The 18958-nt window shown below is 36.0% G+C and carries 20 protein-coding genes; 6 read left to right on the forward strand and 14 right to left on the reverse strand.

All coding sequences use genetic code 11. The features are described 5' to 3' along the window. Positions 1-100: 100 nt before the first annotated feature. The 4 genes from AC3WTI_RS07675 to AC3WTI_RS07690 all read right to left on the reverse strand — a co-directional run bounded on the left by AC3WTI_RS07675 (position 101) and on the right by AC3WTI_RS07690 (position 3169). Positions 101-649 (reverse strand): DUF2179 domain-containing protein, encoded by a 549-nt coding sequence (locus tag AC3WTI_RS07675; protein WP_000938438.1) that lies wholly within the window; start codon positions 647-649, stop codon positions 101-103. Positions 650-846: 197 nt separating this feature from the next. Continuing rightward, positions 847-1260, reverse strand: coding sequence for an ATP synthase subunit I (locus AC3WTI_RS07680; RefSeq protein ID WP_000613585.1), 414 nt, complete (start codon positions 1258-1260; stop codon positions 847-849). A 52-nt stretch (positions 1261-1312) separates the two neighbouring features. Next, positions 1313-2641, reverse strand: coding sequence for a hemolysin family protein (locus AC3WTI_RS07685; protein ID WP_087958919.1), 1329 nt, complete (start codon positions 2639-2641; stop codon positions 1313-1315). A gap of 120 nt (positions 2642-2761) precedes the next feature. Next, positions 2762-3169, reverse strand: coding sequence for a MerR family transcriptional regulator (locus tag AC3WTI_RS07690; RefSeq protein WP_087958918.1), 408 nt, complete (start codon positions 3167-3169; stop codon positions 2762-2764). 278 nt (positions 3170-3447) lie between these two features. Between AC3WTI_RS07690 and rfbF the strand changes: the two genes are divergently transcribed. From rfbF to AC3WTI_RS07710, 4 genes are read left to right on the forward strand one after another with little or no spacing between them, the layout of a single operon-like run. Continuing rightward, a complete protein-coding gene (gene rfbF, locus AC3WTI_RS07695; RefSeq protein WP_087958917.1) occupies positions 3448-4215 on the forward strand; it encodes a glucose-1-phosphate cytidylyltransferase in 768 nt (255 codons plus the stop codon). A gap of 1 nt (position 4216) precedes the next feature. Next, positions 4217-5272, forward strand: a complete 1056-nt coding sequence (gene rfbG / locus AC3WTI_RS07700; protein WP_097841793.1) for a CDP-glucose 4,6-dehydratase — start codon at positions 4217-4219, stop codon at positions 5270-5272. 12 nt (positions 5273-5284) lie between these two features. Beyond that, the gene (locus tag AC3WTI_RS07705) at positions 5285-6508 is read left to right on the forward strand and encodes a class I SAM-dependent methyltransferase (protein ID WP_097841794.1); all 1224 of its coding nucleotides are present in this window, start codon (positions 5285-5287) and stop codon (positions 6506-6508) included. Further along, positions 6505-7428 (forward strand): NAD-dependent epimerase/dehydratase family protein, encoded by a 924-nt coding sequence (locus AC3WTI_RS07710; RefSeq protein ID WP_142286777.1) that lies wholly within the window; start codon positions 6505-6507, stop codon positions 7426-7428. The genes AC3WTI_RS07705 and AC3WTI_RS07710 overlap by 4 nt, the downstream gene beginning before the upstream one ends. On the opposite strand, the gene AC3WTI_RS07715 is transcribed toward AC3WTI_RS07710, so the two are convergent. After that, complete coding sequence (locus AC3WTI_RS07715; protein WP_087958914.1) at positions 7397-8182, reverse strand: glycosyltransferase family 2 protein; 786 nt, start codon at positions 8180-8182, stop codon at positions 7397-7399. The genes AC3WTI_RS07710 and AC3WTI_RS07715 overlap by 32 nt on opposite strands. 326 nt (positions 8183-8508) lie before the next feature. On the opposite strand from AC3WTI_RS07715, the gene AC3WTI_RS07720 reads away from it, so the two are divergent. Further along, positions 8509-9393, forward strand: a complete 885-nt coding sequence (locus AC3WTI_RS07720) for a DMT family transporter (RefSeq protein WP_087958913.1) — start codon at positions 8509-8511, stop codon at positions 9391-9393. Positions 9394-9411: 18 nt separating this feature from the next. On the opposite strand, the gene AC3WTI_RS07725 is transcribed toward AC3WTI_RS07720, so the two are convergent. Both AC3WTI_RS07725 and AC3WTI_RS07730 read right to left on the reverse strand, forming a co-directional pair. Further along, positions 9412-9948 carry a hypothetical protein gene (locus AC3WTI_RS07725; protein ID WP_097841795.1) on the reverse strand — a complete coding sequence of 179 codons (537 nt, stop codon included), beginning with the start codon at positions 9946-9948 and terminating at the stop codon, positions 9412-9414. A 20-nt stretch (positions 9949-9968) separates the two neighbouring features. Beyond that, positions 9969-10790: a pentapeptide repeat-containing protein gene (locus tag AC3WTI_RS07730; protein WP_087958911.1), complete on the reverse strand. Its 822-nt coding sequence runs from the start codon at positions 10788-10790 to the stop codon at positions 9969-9971. A gap of 195 nt (positions 10791-10985) precedes the next feature. On the opposite strand from AC3WTI_RS07730, the gene AC3WTI_RS07735 reads away from it, so the two are divergent. Beyond that, complete coding sequence (locus tag AC3WTI_RS07735) at positions 10986-11162, forward strand: DUF1272 domain-containing protein (RefSeq protein WP_073515708.1); 177 nt, start codon at positions 10986-10988, stop codon at positions 11160-11162. Positions 11163-11310: 148 nt separating this feature from the next. Here the strand turns inward: AC3WTI_RS07735 and AC3WTI_RS07740 are convergent, their stop codons facing one another. The 7 genes from AC3WTI_RS07740 to AC3WTI_RS07770 form a co-directional block, all read right to left on the reverse strand. Next, complete coding sequence (locus AC3WTI_RS07740) at positions 11311-12378, reverse strand: lactonase family protein (protein WP_087958910.1); 1068 nt, start codon at positions 12376-12378, stop codon at positions 11311-11313. Positions 12379-12499: 121 nt separating this feature from the next. Beyond that, positions 12500-14041 carry a gluconokinase gene (gene gntK / locus AC3WTI_RS07745; protein ID WP_087958909.1) on the reverse strand — a complete coding sequence of 514 codons (1542 nt, stop codon included), beginning with the start codon at positions 14039-14041 and terminating at the stop codon, positions 12500-12502. A 149-nt stretch (positions 14042-14190) separates the two neighbouring features. Next, entirely contained in the window at positions 14191-14859 is a 669-nt protein-coding gene (fsa, locus tag AC3WTI_RS07750; protein WP_071758704.1) for a fructose-6-phosphate aldolase, read from the reverse strand. Between the two features lie 51 nt (positions 14860-14910). Then, positions 14911-15804, reverse strand: coding sequence for a phosphogluconate dehydrogenase (NAD(+)-dependent, decarboxylating) (gene gnd / locus AC3WTI_RS07755; RefSeq protein WP_087958908.1), 894 nt, complete (start codon positions 15802-15804; stop codon positions 14911-14913). Between the two features lie 96 nt (positions 15805-15900). Continuing rightward, positions 15901-17385, reverse strand: coding sequence for a glucose-6-phosphate dehydrogenase (gene zwf / locus AC3WTI_RS07760; protein ID WP_087958907.1), 1485 nt, complete (start codon positions 17383-17385; stop codon positions 15901-15903). Between the two features lie 389 nt (positions 17386-17774). Further along, positions 17775-18251 (reverse strand): heme-degrading domain-containing protein, encoded by a 477-nt coding sequence (locus AC3WTI_RS07765; RefSeq protein ID WP_071758701.1) that lies wholly within the window; start codon positions 18249-18251, stop codon positions 17775-17777. A 215-nt stretch (positions 18252-18466) separates the two neighbouring features. Next, positions 18467-18889 (reverse strand): SpoIIAA family protein, encoded by a 423-nt coding sequence (locus AC3WTI_RS07770; RefSeq protein WP_087958906.1) that lies wholly within the window; start codon positions 18887-18889, stop codon positions 18467-18469. Positions 18890-18958: the final 69 nt, after the last annotated feature.

Below are 18958 nucleotides of genomic sequence, written 5' to 3' on the forward strand. Positions count from 1 at the left end.
TGAATTTTTTCATAAAAAGAGAGGAATCTAGATCAAATAGATTCCTCTCTTTAACATATGGGTTTATACTGCACTTTTAATGCAGCACGACTCCCCTTTTTTACGATGCATGTTCATCTTTCTTCTTCATTAACGCTCTCTTCTTCATCGCCTTCGTTAAATATCCGCCTTTGAATGAACGAATTTCATAAGAAGACATAAACGCTTTCGGTGCAATTTCATTAATAATTTCTAACAGTTCTTTTTCTCTAGAACGCTTTGCAACGATATCTAAGCGATAACGGATTGAATTAATACCTTCACCTTCAAATACTGTAACGCCAAATCCAGAGTGACGTAATTCATCTACTAATTCATTACAACGGTCTAGTAAACTAACTTGATACGTAATATAACCAATTGCTAATTTATTCTCTATATAACCGCCTAATAATAGTCCTGCACTAAAGCCAATGACATAGGCAACGATGTTCATCCAATTTGATAAATCTTGAAACACAATACCTAAACTGACAATGTAAATAGCTCCCTCTAACAATCCAACACCAGCAGCGGATCTTGTTTGATTCTTTACAAGCAAAATCGTACGGATTGTCAAAATTGGAACGTAAATAATTTGAAGCACAAAAATAAGTAACGCTTGTAACATTGGTATCCACCTCTTTCAAAAAGTCTTTTGTCATAATAACATACATAACCTTTAGAAATCGATGGGTTTTTAAATTTTTTTACATTATTTTTCATACTATTGAAAAACGTAAAAAAGAAGCGTATTATATTTGTCGTTAATTTGGTACTTGTATCAAATCACTAAAATAAAAAAGGAACCCCATTAGGCCCCTTTCATCATAGCTCTATGTTTTTCGAAGCATGTTCTCTTTGCTTCTCTTCTTCTTTCACTAACTGCATATTTGCATAGGCTAAATTCGCAATCATTAAAAAGTGACCACCTAAAATGCCTGTACCAAATGCCCACATTTCCATTTCATGTTCAATTTCATACATGATGATAGCTCCTAAAATGGCAGCTGCAAATCGGTTTAAAACTCCTAATCCAGGAGCTTTTTCTTTCATTACGATACTTTTCCCTAGTTTCTCCACTCTGCGAGCTAATAACCAAAGACAATATGCACTTACAGCTAATCCGATACCAAACCCTGTTACTTGTTTTCCAAACGGAGTAATCGTCCACATAAGTAGTAAACCACTAAAGATCACATACAATTGTAATCGATATACACGTAAGGCTGCTTGAATCAAAATATCCGCTCCTAATTTCACATTTTTTATACGTTAGAAGAAAAGCAGCAACTTACACAGTTGCTGCTTTCTCTTCTTCTTGTTCCTCTTCCATCTTACGAATTTCAACACGTTTAATTTGGTAAGCGTCTTTTTCTAACACTTTAAATTCATAACCTTCTGCCTCAACGTGTTGTCCTTCTTCAATTTCATGATTTTGCATCATGATCCATCCACCGATTGTATCCACATCATCTTCTTCAATGTGTAATCCAAATAAATCTTTCACTTCTGAGATAAGCACTTTTCCATCAACAATGATATGTTGCTCATTTACATGTTGAATTGGTGGTGCTTCATCTTCATCATATTCGTCACGAATTTCGCCGACGATTTCCTCCAAGATGTCCTCAAGCGTTACAATTCCAGCTGTTCCTCCGTACTCATCATATAAAACAGCCATCGGAATTCGCTTCTTCTGCATTTGAAGTAATAAATCGTGAATTGGAGTCGTTTCCATCACTTCAATAATCGGACGCATATACGAGCGAATTGATGATAAATCTTTTTGATCCTCGGTCATATATCGAATAAAGAAATCTTTTACATTGACCATACCGATAATATCATCTTTATCTTCTCCAAAAATCGGATAACGTGTGTATCGCTCATTTTGGATTACTTTCATGTGTTCTTCTACTGAATCTTCCAGGTAGAAACCAACGATTTCTGTTCGCGGTACCATAATCTCTTTTGCAATACGATTATCAAATTCAAAAATGTTATTTACATACTTGTATTCAGCTTGATTAATTTCGCCACTTTCATAGCTATCTGAAAGAATAAGACGTAATTCTTCTTCTGTATGAGCTACTTCATGTTCAGAAGCCGGTTTCAGACCGAATAAACCAGTTACCACACGCGCTGAACCGTTTAATACCCAAATAAATGGATACATAACTTTATAGAACATCATTAATGGACCTGACAATAATAACGTTACCCTTTCAGCCTTTTGAATTGCCATCGTTTTCGGAGCTAATTCCCCGACTACAACGTGTAAGTACGTCATAATCATAAAAGCAAGACCAAACGTTAATACTGATGAAATAGAAGGATTTAAGTTCCATTTCTCAAATAACGGGTGTAATAACTTTTCGATTGTCGGTTCACCTAACCAACCTAATCCCATAGCTGTAACTGTAATACCTAATTGACAAGCAGATAAATATTCATCTAAATTTGTTGTTACTTTTTTCGCTGCTAAAGCACCGCGTTTTCCTTCCGCAACAAGCTGATCAATACGACTTGAACGTATTTTTACAATCGCAAACTCTGCTGCTACGAAAAATCCAGTAAATGCGATTAAAATCGCAACCATGACTAAATTAAATATTTCCAATGAATCCCCTTAGTTTAAAAAACTAAGGTGTCCACCTCCTGTATACTATAATGTTTTCTTATTTGTTTCTTAGAAAACATAGCCCGATACAAAAATTAAAGAGGTCGGATTTCACTTTTTCTATAATAATAGAGCAAGTGTCTGTATTAAAGCTGTCGTTTGACCTGATAAAGATTTCGATATTTTTTCACGTTGTGAATCAGTCAATCCATCTAAAAGCGGCTTTAACTCTGTTAACTCTGCTTCTAATCTATGAATATGGTCTGTCACTTCATTCACATGTTTCGAAACGTGTTCATTGATACCGAGCAGCTTTTTCTTCTCCTCGATTTTCTCTTTAATCTCACAAAGCGGCATATGCATTTCTTTGCACTTCTCAATAAATTGTAATGTCTCAAATGCTGTTTCGTCGTAATAGCGATAATTAGATTGAGATCGCTCCGCTTTTAAGATACCTAGATTCGTATAATAATCAATCGTTCGTTTCGACACGTGAGCCATGAGAGCCAACTGTCCGATTCGATACACCTTCCCAACGATCTTCCCCCCTTGTTTATATTACTAACATCATACAATACATAAACTGTACAGTCAAACGTGACGGTTTATTATTCACAATTTATACAAAATTTTTCGTCCCATTTTATATAATCTATTCTATTATTTTAACTTTATAATAAAATACTTAAATTAAAAAAACCAAAAACACACGAACCATAACCATCGAATTGCCCGTTCCTTTCTCATTTAAGTACATATCATAATAAAATCGATATCAAATTCTTTTTTATAAGTAGGAGGAAAAAATGAAAGCTGTTATTCTTGCAGGTGGATACGGAACGAGGATTGGGGAAGAAACTCATTTAAAACCAAAACCTATGATTGAAATTGGGACAAAGCCTATTCTATGGCACATTATGAGTTTGTATAGTTATTACGGCATTACGGAGTTTATTATTTGCTTAGGCTATAAAGGATATGCAATTAAAGAATTCTTTCTAAATTACAACTTACACATGTCCGATTTTACGATACATTTAAGTGACAATACAATTACGAACCACTCTCATCGCATTGAACCGTGGAAAGTTACATTAATTGATACTGGTCTAAATACCGAAACAGGTGGACGAGTTAAAAAAATACAACATTACGTCGGGGATGAACCTTTCTGCCTCACTTATGGCGATGGATTAAGCAATGTAAATATAAAAGAGCTCATTACATTTCATAAAAAACATGGGAAAATGGCGACTGTTACAGCCGTACAACCTCCTGGTAGATTCGGTTCTCTCTTATTAGATAAACAGTCTGTCACATCCTTTCAAGAGAAGCCACTCGGGGATGGCGGATGGGTTAACGGTGGATTTTTCGTTTTAAATCCTGATGTTTTCAATTACATTAGTGGCGATAAATCTGTTTTTGAAACAGACACTTTAGTTCAGTTAGTAAACAAAAATGAACTAGCCGCATATCAACATACTGGCTTTTGGCATCCGATGGATACATTGCGCGATAAAAATAAATTAGTCGAGCTATGGGAAAGTAATAACGCTCCGTGGAAGGTTTGGTAATATGGCTTTATCATCTTTTTGGAATAAGAAAAAAGTATTTATTACAGGACATACTGGCTTTAAAGGCTCCTGGCTTACCCTCTTTTTAACTTCTTTAGGAGCAGAAGTAATCGGATACTCCTATCAACTCCCCTCAAACCCTAGCCTTTTTGAGCAAGGTAATGTAGCAAATGAATGCACATCAATTCATGGCGACATTACAGATTACGATGCTTTATTCCATTCCCTGAAACAACATAACCCTGACATACTATTTCATTTAGCAGCCCAGCCAATCGTCACCACTTCATACAAAAATCCTATTGAGACATTTAAAACGAATGTTTTAGGTACCGTTCACATATTAGAAGCAGCAAAACATATAGAAAGTATACGCGGCATCATTAATGTTACAAGTGATAAATGCTATGAAAACGACGGTAGTGGTAACCGTGCATTCATGGAAAGTGACCGGTTAGGTGGTTTCGATCCTTATAGTGCGAGTAAAGCTTGTGCTGAACTAGTGACAACGTCCTATCAGAAATCATTCTTCCGCACTAACACTCCGAATCTTGCCTCAGTAAGAGCAGGAAACGTTATCGGCGGTGGTGATTGGGCAAATGACCGATTATTCCCAGATGTTATTCGTGCATATTTACAAGATGGTACGTTAAACATTAGAAACAAACACGCTATTCGCCCGTGGCAACACGTATTAGATCCTTTACATGGTTATATCCTTTTAGCTGAAAAACTTTGGCAAGATGCCGAATATGCAGAGGCGTGGAATTTTGGCCCGATGCATGAATCTAACAGAACAGTTTATGATGTCATTCAATCAATAATAACATTATGGAATCAACCACTAACAATCATTTCTCCTCATACAAATACCCCTTATGAATCGCCAATTTTAACACTTGATAGTACAAAAGCAGTAAATAAACTCGGTTGGACTCCTATGTTATCAACAGATCATTCTATCGCTTGGACTGTTGATTGGTACAAAAAATATGCATCTGGTGAAAATATGGGATCTTTCACGCGACAACAAATCGATGCATTCAAAAATTTATAAGGGGGCTACAAAATGGAACAGAAAACATGCCGTTTTTGCCACTCATTATTAACAAATACTTTTTTAGATTTAGGCGTTTCCCCTCTGGCTAACTCATTTATAACTCCAGAACACTCATATAAAATGGAACCGTTTTATCCGCTGCACACATTTGTTTGCAACTCTTGTCTACTTGTACAATTAGATGAATTTGAATCTCCACACAATATTTTTCATGACTATTTATACTTCAGTTCTTACTCATCAAGCTGGCTACTACACGCTAAGCAATATGTAGAAATGGCTATGAAACGTTTTAACTTAACAAACCACTCGCAAGTAATTGAAATCGCAAGTAACGACGGGTACTTATTACAATACTTTCAAAAAGAACATATCGAAACGTTAGGAATTGAACCAGCAAAAAATGTAGCGGAAATTGCGATTCAAAAAGGAATCCCTACTGAAGTAATTTTTTTCAGCAATGACTTAGCAAAAAAATTACCGCAAGCAGATTTAATCGTCGCAAATAACGTATTAGCACACGTTCCGAACTTACACGATTTTGTTGCCGGTTTAAAAACGTTATTAAAACAAGATGGCACGATAACAATTGAATTCCCGCACTTATTAAACCTCATATCCTTTAAACAATTTGATACTATATATCATGAGCATTTCTCCTACTTCTCACTTATAAGTCTTCAAAAAATTTTAGCGCATCATCATTTACAAATTGTTGATGTAGAAGAACTTGCAACGCACGGTGGTTCATTGCGTATATTTATAAACCATCATAATGACTCATCTACTATCCATTCCAATGTTACAAACTTAATCCAAAAAGAAGTAAATCACGGGCTAGATACATTAGATTGTTATCTCCTTTTCTCTAAACACATCGAACAATTGAAAATAAATATTTTAAGGTTTTTTATCGAAGCAAAAGCTTTAAACAAACAAATTATTGGCTACGGTGCTCCAGCTAAAGGAAACACCCTTTTAAATTATTGCGGAATAGGAAAAGAATTTTTAGCTTATACAGTAGATAAAAACCCTCACAAACAAAATCTCCTACTACCAGGAACACGCATTCCAATAAAATCTCCAGAAGAAATTAAGCGTACAAAACCTGATTACATTCTCATACTCCCTTGGAATTTGAAAGATGAAATTATGAAAGAATGCTCTTTCATTCGTGAATGGGGCGGCAAATTTTTAGTAACAATTCCAGAAGTTGAGGTAATTGAGCCATGAAAAAAATTCTTGTAACAGGCGGTAGTGGATGGATTGGTAAATATGTTGTAAATTCTCTTATACAAAAGGGCTATGAAGTGCACGCCACTTATCATACAAATAAACCCTCTCACCTTTCTTGTCATTGGCATAAAGTAAACTTACTTTGCGATGAAGAAGTAAAAAAACTCATTTACGACATGAAGCCTAGTCATCTCATTCATTTAGCTTGGGAAGCAGTGCCGCCAGCTTGTTATGTATCTATTCATAATTACTATTGGCTTACATCTAGCATCTCATTAATTCAACACTTCACAACATGCGGCGGAAAGCGAGTCGTTGTTGCCGGTACTGGTGCAGAGTATGAATGGTTTAACGGCGTATTATTTGAAGATTCACCGCTTCTTTCCTATAAAACACCGTATTCATTATGTAAAAACGCACTGCACTCCTGGCTACAATCATACGCTGAGCAAACCAGCCTCAGCATGTGTTGGGGCCGCATTTTTCATATGTATGGCCCTCACGAACAAGGGAATCGGCTCGTTTCTAACATTATCACTTCCTTATTAAAGAATGAGGAAGCACTATGTACACATGGAAAACAATCAAGAGATTTCCTCCATGTGGGTGACGTCGCTCATGCTCTCGTAACAGTATTAGAACACGGCGTTACAGGCACAATCAATATCGCTTCTGGTCAATCTATACAAATTAAAGAATTAGCATCTATCATTGCTAAAAAGATAGGAAAAGAACATTTAATTAAACTAGGTGCGGTTCCTTTCTCTAAAGATGAACCTTTATTTGTCGGCGTGAATATAGAACGTTTAAAAAATGAAGTAAACTGGAAACCAACATACAATCTAAATACAGGAATCGAAGAAACAATTTTATGGTGGGAATCATTTATAAAAAAACATAACGATATGCATCACTAAAACGTAAATCCTTCGTCCCTCTTGCTAAATCTTTATACCATTCTTCTAATTTTTCAGGTGTAATAATATGATGCGTTCCCATTCCCCCTTGCTTACTAGCTTCTGAAAGAGTCGGACCAATTTGTAATTTCCTCTTTCTCATCGCATCGTTCCAAGGGCTGAAACCAAACCATGCAATACACGCAAGTGGCGGATAAATCATAGATTCATGTGCAGATAAATGTCTTCCAACCGTATAACTTCCGTGTTCATGATTATGAATAAATCTACCTCTTCTCCATAATGGCCAATCTTCTGGTAAATAACCGTGAAATCGCTGTTTCATTAAAGGTATTCCAAAGTTAAGGTCTGGATAATTATATTTAAGATCATCGACCATAATAAGCCCTTCCAGCCAATACATCCTCCCTCCCAATTCATTTAGTGATTTCCAAAACTGATTTTTATCTTGCACACAAAGAAACTCAGTCGTATTTAAAATCATTTTCCATCCCTTTACTTCTTGTTCTACCCTCATCACTTCATGATCTGTCGCATATGCATCAAACTCTGGATTTACAGAATCTCGTACTTCCCAGTGTGGCGCGAATTTTTTACAAATCTCAACCGAACGATCTGTTGAGCCTTTATTAATTAAAATGCCATGATCAAACAGTTTCGTGTGATGAGCAAGCCACCACGGTAATAAATACTCTTCGTTATAAAAATGAGAAATAACGGTTGTAGTAATGTAAATCTCCTCCTCGTTCTCTATTAATCTACTTTTTCATCCTACTCTTACTATACTTATCAGTTATGTAATTGGTTTCTTTTATTTTAAAAATATGTTTTTCTACCATATACTATGCTTTCTTACAAAACCACTATTTTCTAAAGAATCATCCCAATAAACTGAAAATTAAGTTATAATATCTTTATAAAATATGAAGGAGGAATGCACTCATGTACTACAACACTTCATTCGAAAACGATCAACCTGTAGGCCGTCTATAAACTAAGGCGGGCATTCCTATAACACATAACACTATGCCTCGTCTTAGGGAACTCATAAAACCCTAAAAATAGACGGAGGTACTTTACATGAAACAAACAATTTTAGGAGCTATATGTTTATCACTAGCAGCAAGTATATGGGGCGGTATGTATGTTGTTAGCAAATATGCACTCGACTTTATCCCACCGCTGACACTCGTTTGGCTACGCTTTATCATTGCTTTTGTTGTTTTATATGCAATTTTAAAAATAGCTGAGAAAAAGCAAAAGAAGAAAGTAACCATTCGTAAAAAAGATTGGCTCCTCTTCGCCTGGATTGGATTTATCGGATATTTCATTTCGATTACATGTCAATTTATCGGAACAAAATTATCCGACGCTCATACAGGCTCGTTAGTAACGTCAGCCACTCCAGCATTTATGGTTATATTTGCAGCGATCATTTTAAAAGAAAAACTAACCGCTCGCAGACTACTTTCTACTATCATAGCGACAATCGGTGTCATTATCGTCATTGGATGGGATATTGAAATTGGCTCCTATTTTATCGGTACAATCATATTAGTCGGGGCCGCTATTACGTGGGCTTTACTATCCATCTATGTGAAAATCGCTTCAGTTCGATTTTCATCTTTAGTCATTACAACGTACGCCATATTCTTTTCACTCTTTTTCATTACACCTTTTATGATATGGGAGCTACAATCAGCCTCTTTCGAAACAGTAAATACGTACGTAATATTAGGCGTCGTTTACTTAGGAGTCGTCTCAACAGCAGGTGCCTTTTTCCTTTGGAATAAAGGATTAGAATTAATGGACGCAAGCATCGGTTCCTTATTTTTTTTCTTCCAACCTATCGTCGGGTCATTGCTTGGTTGGTTGCTCTTAAATGAGACATTAAATAGTAACTTTTTTATTGGTGGTATTCTTATTGTATGTAGTGTTTTCATTACTACTTTTGAAAAGAAATGAAAAAACAGGCAGAGATTTTTAATCTCTGCCTGTTCTAATAATCGGGTCTTGATCATGAAAACCAATACAAATTGGTATTCTACTTTGTACACCATTACATGCACTTATAAAACTACATACCGTTCTGGCAATTAAATATAAAGTGATCCCAATTGCCTTTTCATTTGTATCAAAACCATTTTCAACATACACATCTGCTAATTCTATAAACTTCGGTCCCTCAACATCATATGTCCATTCAGAAGCCCAATCATCATCCTCTTCTTCAAGTGGAGCATACTCCTCACAAATATAAAACTGGCTATTCCACTCGTTATCAAGATCATACTCAAAATAAATTGCTTTTGCTTCTTCATTAGTAGCCATTTCTACAGCTGCATCCAAACCTAATCGAATACTTTCCTTATATAACTCTAAATCAATTGCTTTAATTCTTTCTGCATATTTTGCAGATGCTAACATGCTACAAATTTCAAAATACTTCAATTCTATTCTCTCTACTGATAACGAAAATATATCTTCTTGCATTTCTTCTAAATACTGAAACATATCCAAACTATTTCACTCCACATTATTTACGCACTCCAATGCGATGGACGGGACAACATTTTCGGCAATTTCGTATGTTTGTCCCCTTTCGCTGCATTAATTTGAACTTGCGTTAGAAAAATACTATTTGTAAAATCAGCCCCGCGAATATCTGCATCTCGCAAATCTGCTCCGATAAGATCTGCTCCTCTTAAATTTGCTCCATTTAAGTTAGCCGCAATTAAGTAAGCCCCTCTTAAATTCGCTCCTTGCAAATCTTTCTTTTTCAAATTTGCTCCCATAAGGTCTGCCCCGCGGTGACTCACTCGTTTCTTGCGCGCGACATTCATTTCCTTCCAAACTAGCTCACTCGTTTCTAAAAGTAACACATTTACTTCTGCACGGTGTAATGGAATATTTACTTTCATTAACTCGTCCGCATTTAAATTTGAAAGGCGCTCCGTCTCTTCAATCGCTTTACTTAGTTCTTTATGAATCGATTGTGTCGCCTTTAACAGAATAGCCTCATTCAAATACCAAAGCATTTCATGAAGCTGATGCATAACTGGAAAAGCATCGTACATTTTTTTCGCATGCTTAGCATCTTTCCGCCAATCCATCCCGTTAAATGTAACTTGCGAAATCTTCTGCCCTGCACCAAAACATTCAAATACTGTACAACCTTTATAACCTTTTCCTCTAAGATTTTTATGTATGCTACATTTAAAATCTGATTGTAAGTTAGTACATGGCTTCCCGCCATCTTTATTCACCGCAAAATCTACCGATGCTGCGAATGGTAACGCCACGCAACATAAACCGAAGCATTTTTCGCAGTTTGCTTTTAAATGATCGTTATGATTAGTCAAAATATGTACCCCCTGTTGTCTTTTGACTATTTCATAATATTCCAACCTTATTAAATAATCAATTTAAAAATAAACGAGCTTCTTTCATTTCAAATCATAACTTTATCATTCGATTTCCTTTCAATTGAAAAAGACAACTTCTATCTAATGAATTATAATTAAATTATAAATATTCAAACTAAAAGGAGACTTACTATGGCACTCGAAATGAAAACAAACTGTCAAATTTGCGATCAATCTCTCGAACCAAACTCTGAAGCTTACATTTGCGTGTATGAATGTACATTTTGTGCACCGTGTACAGAAGAAAGACACAACGTTTGCCCAAACTGCGGTGGCGAATTAGTACGTAGACCTAAGAAAAAACAGTAAAAAGCAAAGCGATATCGCTTTGCTTTTCTCTGTTTTTGAGGATTTGAAATTGTATCAACGATTTTTCAAATATATCGACGTTTCGACAAGGAATATCGACTTACCGACAAATACCGACACCGCTATATGCATTGAACCTCAACTCAAATTAAACATTCAAAAACTTCACACAAACAGGCTCCGGTACAACAACATCAGATTGTAACAATGTTAACTCCCCTGTCGTTTCATTTCTTGAAAATAGCACAAGGTTATGTGACTTTTCATTTGTAGCAATAAGAAACTTTTCAGTCGGATCTAATACGAAATCCCTCGGCCAATTTCCTTCTGTAGATGTATGTGCAACAAATGTAAGCTCACCTGAATTTTGATCCACACTGAATACAGCGATACTATTATGACCGCGATTACCTGCATATACAAAGTGGCCGTCAGAAGAAATATGAATCGCACTTCCTTGACTATTGTCATCAAATTCTTTCGGAACGGTAGAAATATACTGCAACTCTGTAAAGGACCCTTCTTCCGGATTATATGATAATGCAATAACTTCCGAGCTAAGTTCAGTCATCACATAAGCATGCTTTCCGTTCGGGTGAAAAGCAATATGTCTCGGACCACTTCCTGGTTTTACAGACAAGCTATTTACTTCTTTTAACTTACTATCTTTTATTTCATACGTAAGTATTTTATCAATCCCTAAATCAACACCTACTACATACTTTTCACCTGGAGTATATCCTGCGTAATGTGCATGTGGTTTTTCTTGTCTTTCTTTGTTCGGACCTGAACCTTCATGTGCCATAATAGATGTGGCAGGATTTACAGTTCCATCTTCTTCATTAACTACAAAAGACTCAATCGTTCCTTTATGGTAATTCGCTGTAACTACCGTACGATTTCCACTATCAACACTAATATGACAAGGAGAAGCCCCTTCTACTACTTGTCTGTTTTGTTCCGTTAGCTCTCCAGTATGACTATGAATAGAATAAGCAGCTACACCACCAGATTCGCCTTCCTTAACAACAGAATAGAGATATTCATTATTTTTGCTAATCGTTACATATGTAGGGTTATCCAGCTTAGCCGCAAGTGTTACATTACTAATTTTCTTTGCTTCCGTATCTAAAGTAAACTTATATATTCCTTCACTATTTTCTTTCGTGTACGTTCCAACATATCCAATAAACTCTTTGTTTTCCTTCATTTTCATAACCCTCTCTCCCTATATTTTTCGTTCACCATACTACTTAAAATATTTTATGTTGAAAGAGTATCCTAAAAAAATCGGAGTACCTCTTTATACGTTACCATATTTTCCTACTAAATTACCTTTAAACCCACTTTTTTTGATACGCTGCAATACTTTCATATTCTTCTTCCAATTGACGGGATAGACGAATATAGATCGGTGTCAAATCTTTATATTTTTCCACACTTTCCATATTTGGCTCATGATAAAAGTTGGCACCTACCATTTCAGATACTACGCATAATGTATCTATTTCACCTAGACTATATAAACCGAGGATAGCTGCTCCTAGACAAGAGCTTTCGAAACTTTCGGGAACGTATACGTCTTGATGAAAAATATCCGCCATCATCTGTCTCCAAAGTTCCGATCTTGCAAAGCCACCTGTTGCTTGAATTTTTTTCGGTTCACCAATTAGCTCTTTTAAAGCAAGGAGAACGGTATACAAGTTATAAATAATTCCCTCTAAAACAGCACGGATAAGATGCTCTTTCTTATGATGTAGACCAAGTCCAAAGAAAGATCCCCGTGCATTCGCATTCCATATAGGAGCTCTTTCTCCTGCTAAATACGGATGAAACAATAAACCGTCAGATCCAGGATTCACTTTTGCTGCTATTTCCGTAAGCAATTCATAAGGATCTTGTCCTAAGCGCTTCCCTTGCTCAACTTCTAACGCACATAACTGGTCACGAACCCACCTAAAAATCATACCGCCATTATTCACCGGTCCACCAATTACCCAAAGGTCCTCAGTTAACGTGTAACAAAAAGTCCTACCCTTCGGATCCGTTACAGGCTGATTTGTGACAACTCGCACCGCACCGCTCGTACCAATTGTAATAGCAACTACTCCAGGTTCTATTGCATTTACTCCTAAATTTGATAGAACTCCATCACTCGCACCGACTATAAAAGGAGTCGTAACAAGTACATTCACCTCTCTTGCAAGTTCTTCATGTATCCCTATTAAACTGTGCGTCGTGGGAACAACTGTAGATAGCTTTTCATCTGTAATTCCTGCAACATGCAAAGCTTCTTCATCCCATTTTAAAGATTTCAAATTGAACATTCCTGTCGCTGATGCAATAGAATAATCAATTACATATTCTTTAAATAACTTATAGAAAACATACTCTTTAATAGAGATGAATTTATAGCTTTTCGCAAATAACTCAGCATGCTCATTTTTAAGCCAAACTAATTTCGAAAGTGGTGACATAGGATGGATTGGTGTACCAGTACGGAGGTAAATTTCATGACCATTCATATCATTCTTTATTTTCTCTGCCCAGCTCGCACTTCTATTATCTGCCCAAGTAATACATCTCGTTAATGGATTCCCTGCTTCGTCTACAGCAATGACACTATGCATTGCCGAACTAAAAGAAACACAAAGAATATCAGCTGGCTGCACATTACTTGTTTGTATAGTTTCTTTAATCGTATGTATGACCGCTTGAAAAATCTCTTCTGGATCTTGTTCTGCTGTTTCTGGCGTAGGAGAATACAAAGGATATTCAATCCCATGACTTGCAATAACAGATCCATCAATCGAAAACAAAACTGCTTTTGTACTAGTTGTCCCAATATCTACACCAATCATATATTTTGAGTTCACCATGTAACCCCTTTCAAAACATTCCTATACATAAAAGATTTATACAAAAAAGACGCTTCCTTATGAGAGCTACGTTTTCATAAACTTCACTCTCATAAGGAGGTCCTTTTTCTAACTATAGTGCTATTTTGAAAATTGAAGGCCTCACTTCATTATAACTTAGGCGCTTTCGCCCAGTCCGCAGCAAACTTTTCAATACCTTGATCAGTTAATGGGTGCATAGCAAGTTGTTCAATGACTTTATAAGGAATTGTTGCGATGTGAGCACCTGCCATTGCTACGCGAGTTACATGGTCTGGATGTCTCACTGAAGCTGCAATAATTTGTGTATCTAATAGATGAACATCGAATAATTCAGCAATTTTAGCAACTAATAGTACGCCATCTTCAGAAATATCATCTAAACGACCTAAAAATGGAGAAACGTACGTGGCACCTGCTCGAGCAGCTAAAAGAGCTTGGTTCACAGTGAAAATTAGTGTAACGTTCGTTTTCACACCTTTTTCAGTAAGGTAGCGACAAGCTTCTAATCCTGCTAATGTCATCGGAAGTTTTATTGTAACTTTTTCATCGCCACCGTTAATTTTAATTAGTTCTTCTGCTTGAGCGATCATCTCTTCGGCTGTAATAGCATCTGGTGTTACTTCTGCCGAAACAGATTCAACTTTAGGCACTGCTTGACAAATTTCTGCAATACGGTCTTCAAACTTAATGCCTTCTTTTGCTACTAAAGACGGATTCGTTGTGACGCCAGCTAAAACTCCTAGTTTATATGCTTTTTTTATGTCCTCAAGATTTGCAGTATCAATAAAAAATTTCATGATCAATTCCCTCCAGTTTTTAAACGTTGATGAGTTAAAATTTTAAGAAGTTTATTTCTTTTCTACTGCATGCCCGCCAAATTCATTACGCAGAGCTGCGACAACTTTTCCTGTAAACGTATCATTGTCTAATGAGCGGTAGCGCATTAATAAAGACATTGCGATAACAGGAGTTGCTGTTTGAAGGTCTAATGCGGTTTCTACTGTCCATTTCCCTTCACCAGAAGAATGCATAACTCCCTTAATCTCATCCAGTTTCGCATCTTTAGAAAATGCATTTTCTGTTAATTCCATTAACCATGAACGGATTACTGAACCGTTGTTCCATACTCTTGATACTTTTTCATAATCGTAGTCAAATTCACTCTTCTCTAAAACCTCAAATCCTTCACCAATAGCGGCCATCATTCCGTATTCAATTCCGTTGTGAATCATTTTTAAAAAGTGACCACTACCAGCTTTCCCAGCATATAAGTATCCATTTTCTACAGCTGTATCTCGGAAGATAGGCTCAACGATGTCCCAAGCTTCTTGATCGCCTCCGATCATGTAACAAGCACCATTACGAGCACCTTCCATTCCGCCAGAAGTTCCTGCATCCATAAAGTGAATTCCGTCTTTCTTTAATTGCTCATATCGGCGAATAGACTCTTTATAATGTGAATTCCCAGCTTCAATTAAAATATCTCCTTTTGATAACAGCGGGGTAACCTCATTAATAACAGAATCAACGACAGCGTGCGGAACCATTACCCAAAGAATTCTTGGTGATTGTAATGATTGAACAAGTTCGCTTAAGCTAGATACACCTGTAGCACCATACTCTTTCATTTCTTCCACTGCACTTGTATTTAAATCAAATGCTGCTACTTCATGTTTATGATCCATTAAATTCTTCCCTAAATTTAATCCCATTTTACCTAAACCAATTAATCCTACTCTCATAATATAATTCCTCCTTGAATTACCTTTCATCATAAATACATGTTAATAAAATGATGAATATCTTTTTGTCATATTGCTTTACTTATAAGAATGTACTTACTTTTTCCATTCCTCATCTAACCACCATTTAAATTCACTTTCTTGTAATAGAGCATGAGCAGCATCCGGACCATACGAGCCAGACTCATATTCATGAAGAGGTAACAAGTTCTCTTCGAACGCTTCAAGAATTGGCTGCACCCATTCCCATGACAATTCAACTTCTCTCCAGTGTGCAAAGAATGTAGAATCTCCACATACAGCGTCATAGATAAGTCTTTCGTAAGCTTCCGGTACTCCCAATCCTGTTTGCTCACAAGTAAAATGAATACGGATTGGTTCAAGCTCTCCATTGTTCAATGGATTTTTACTATTTAATTGGAGTGAAACATTTTCATTTGGGCTAATTTCAATGATTAACAAATTAGGTGCTGCATTTGGATTACTATCTTGATACTGCTGTTTTAATGTATTTTTAAACTCAATTACAATACGAGTAGACTTTTCTTTCATTCTTTTTCCTGTTCGTATGTAAAAAGGAACATCAGTCCAAAATGGGTTATCAATCCATAAACGAGCCGCAACAAATGTATCTGTTTGAGAAGAAGGATTTACTCCTGGCTCCTCTCTATACGCTACAACTTGTTGTCCTTTTATCTCCCCTGAAGCATATTGTCCGCGGATGATATGCTTCTGAACGTCTTCTTTTTTCACTTTACGAAGAGTCTCCATGACCTTTCGTTTTTCCTCACGAATTTCACATGCATTAATCTTTTCCGGCAGATTCATAGCAGTCATCATTAATATTTGCAGCATATGATTTTGAACCATATCGCGAATGGCTCCTGCATGATCATAATATCCTGCCCTTTCTTCTACACCAACAGTTTCACTAGCTGTGATTTGTACATTCGCAATATGTTCTTTATTCCAAATCGATTGGAGAACAGGGTTTGCAAATTCAAGTGCTTCAATATTTTGAACCATCGGCTTACCTAAATAATGATCAATACGGTATATTTCGTCTTCTTCAAACGTTCGGCTAAGCTTATCATTCAGCTCTCGGGCAGATGTAAGATCATGACCAAACGGTTTCTCAATCATTAGGCGCTTCCATCCATCCGTTTTATCAAGTTCACTTTCCTTAATATTTAAAGCAATGGTCTCAAAGAAGTCAGGAGTAACTGAAAGGTAGAACATTCTATTCCCTTGTATATTTTGTTCTTCTTCCCTTTCACGAACTACTTGTAATAACCTTTTATAATCTTCTGGCTTATTCACATCCAACGGACAATAACGAAAATACGCTAAAAAACCCTCTATGTTCGGAGTACCTTCTTCCTTGCGACGAGAAAAAGTTTCTATAGATTCTTTTACTCTTTTTTGAAAATCTAAATGAGATACTTCACGTCTTCCAAGCCCAATAACAGATATTTGCTTCGGAAGCTTTTGATCTCTATATAAGTTATATAGCGCGGGGTAAATTTTTCTTTTAGCTAAATCCCCTGTTGCTCCAAATAAAACAAAGGTCATTGATTCCAATTTCAGTCCCCCTCGTGATGTATAGTCATTTTCACTATAGTAAAAATGCATTGTACAGAAGCTACTATTGTTGTGTATCCAATCTTACTTCTTAATTGCTAATTCTTTATATTTGTCGCTTTCTAATTGTCCCCAATATTAATAGTGGCAATTCAAAGCATTTTCACCACATACTACTTACCCACTTATACTTATATAAAATAACTTAATTACTTTTAGTAATTTAATTATGTTATGTCTATCATATTATTTCCATAGATTATTATCGTCAAGAAAAGTGTCTCGAATTAAAGATTTTTCATTCCGTAACACCGTATTAGAAATATGTTCATGAACTGAATAACAAAAAGGCAAGATCGAACATATTCTTGTTCGGTCTTGCCTTTTTATTATTGCTTCAAATGATTTTTAATTGCCCTTATAACTAATTCATGATCTTCTTCTGGTGGTAATCCTGAAACAGTTATCATTCCAATAACCCCTACGTCTTTTATTTGGACAGGAACACATCCACCAAACGCAGCATAATCCGACCTATCTAAAAGATATTTTTCATTATATGGAACGCCCGTTATTTCACTTTGTATTTGCATATAATACGAGCTATGATTATGCAAAGAAACAACTCGTTTTTTACGCTCAATCCATTGCGTATTTTCCGCAGTTGTCCCTGTCATCTTGAAATGAAATAGTTGTACACCATTTTTCGCTATATCAACAGCAATCAATTTCCCTTCCTTTTTCGCTGTTTCAACGATAAATAAACCTATCTGCAGTGCATCTTCATTTGTAAAAGAGGAAAATTGAAGTGTTTCCTCCTCTATTAAAATTTGTTTACTGATTTCATTCAAATTTGAAGTACTCATGTCTTTATCCCCCTTACTCACTTTACGCTACATTGATATTTTTGAAATCAATATATCTACGTATTCTCTTCTTCCTGGTGCTATTATGAATTATATTTAACGCATTAAAAATGTATGTCCTCTAATGCTAAACATTTCGTATAGAAATTTTCTTCCCAATACTACTCGCAAGCATAAAAAAACCAGTTGCTTAAGCAACCGTTTCACTAATAATTTCATATAGGATATTCATTCAACCAAAGGAATGCTTGTTCATAATCATCGAAGAATTTTACAGATTCTTTTGTATTGGACTGTTGTAAATAATTCAGTATCTCCCCTTCTTCAAGAAGAAAAGCAATTGCCTTACTGTGTTTCAAAATCGCTTCATTAAAAAACGTATCTTTCCATGCTTTTTGAACAGAAAAATGATCTGGCGTGTATCCTTTTCTATCGACCAGCAATTTGTATTTCCGCCCCTCGGAATTGAATTGCTGACAAACTTGCTCGAATCCATTAAACCATTCATACACATCATCTGTTTTAATTTTACCGATAAGACGGGTAACAATTATATCTCCCCAAACCATTGTACCAATATTCAGTTTACTCAACTTAAAATCAGCTCCCTTAGCTACAATTATGCGGAAATATCCCATAAAATCAATAAGATTAAATTGTCACACATTAAAAAGGGACAGATCCTCCAAACGGAGAAGCCTGTCCCA

The organism is Bacillus sp. EB106-02-03-XG38 (assembly GCF_058792175.1).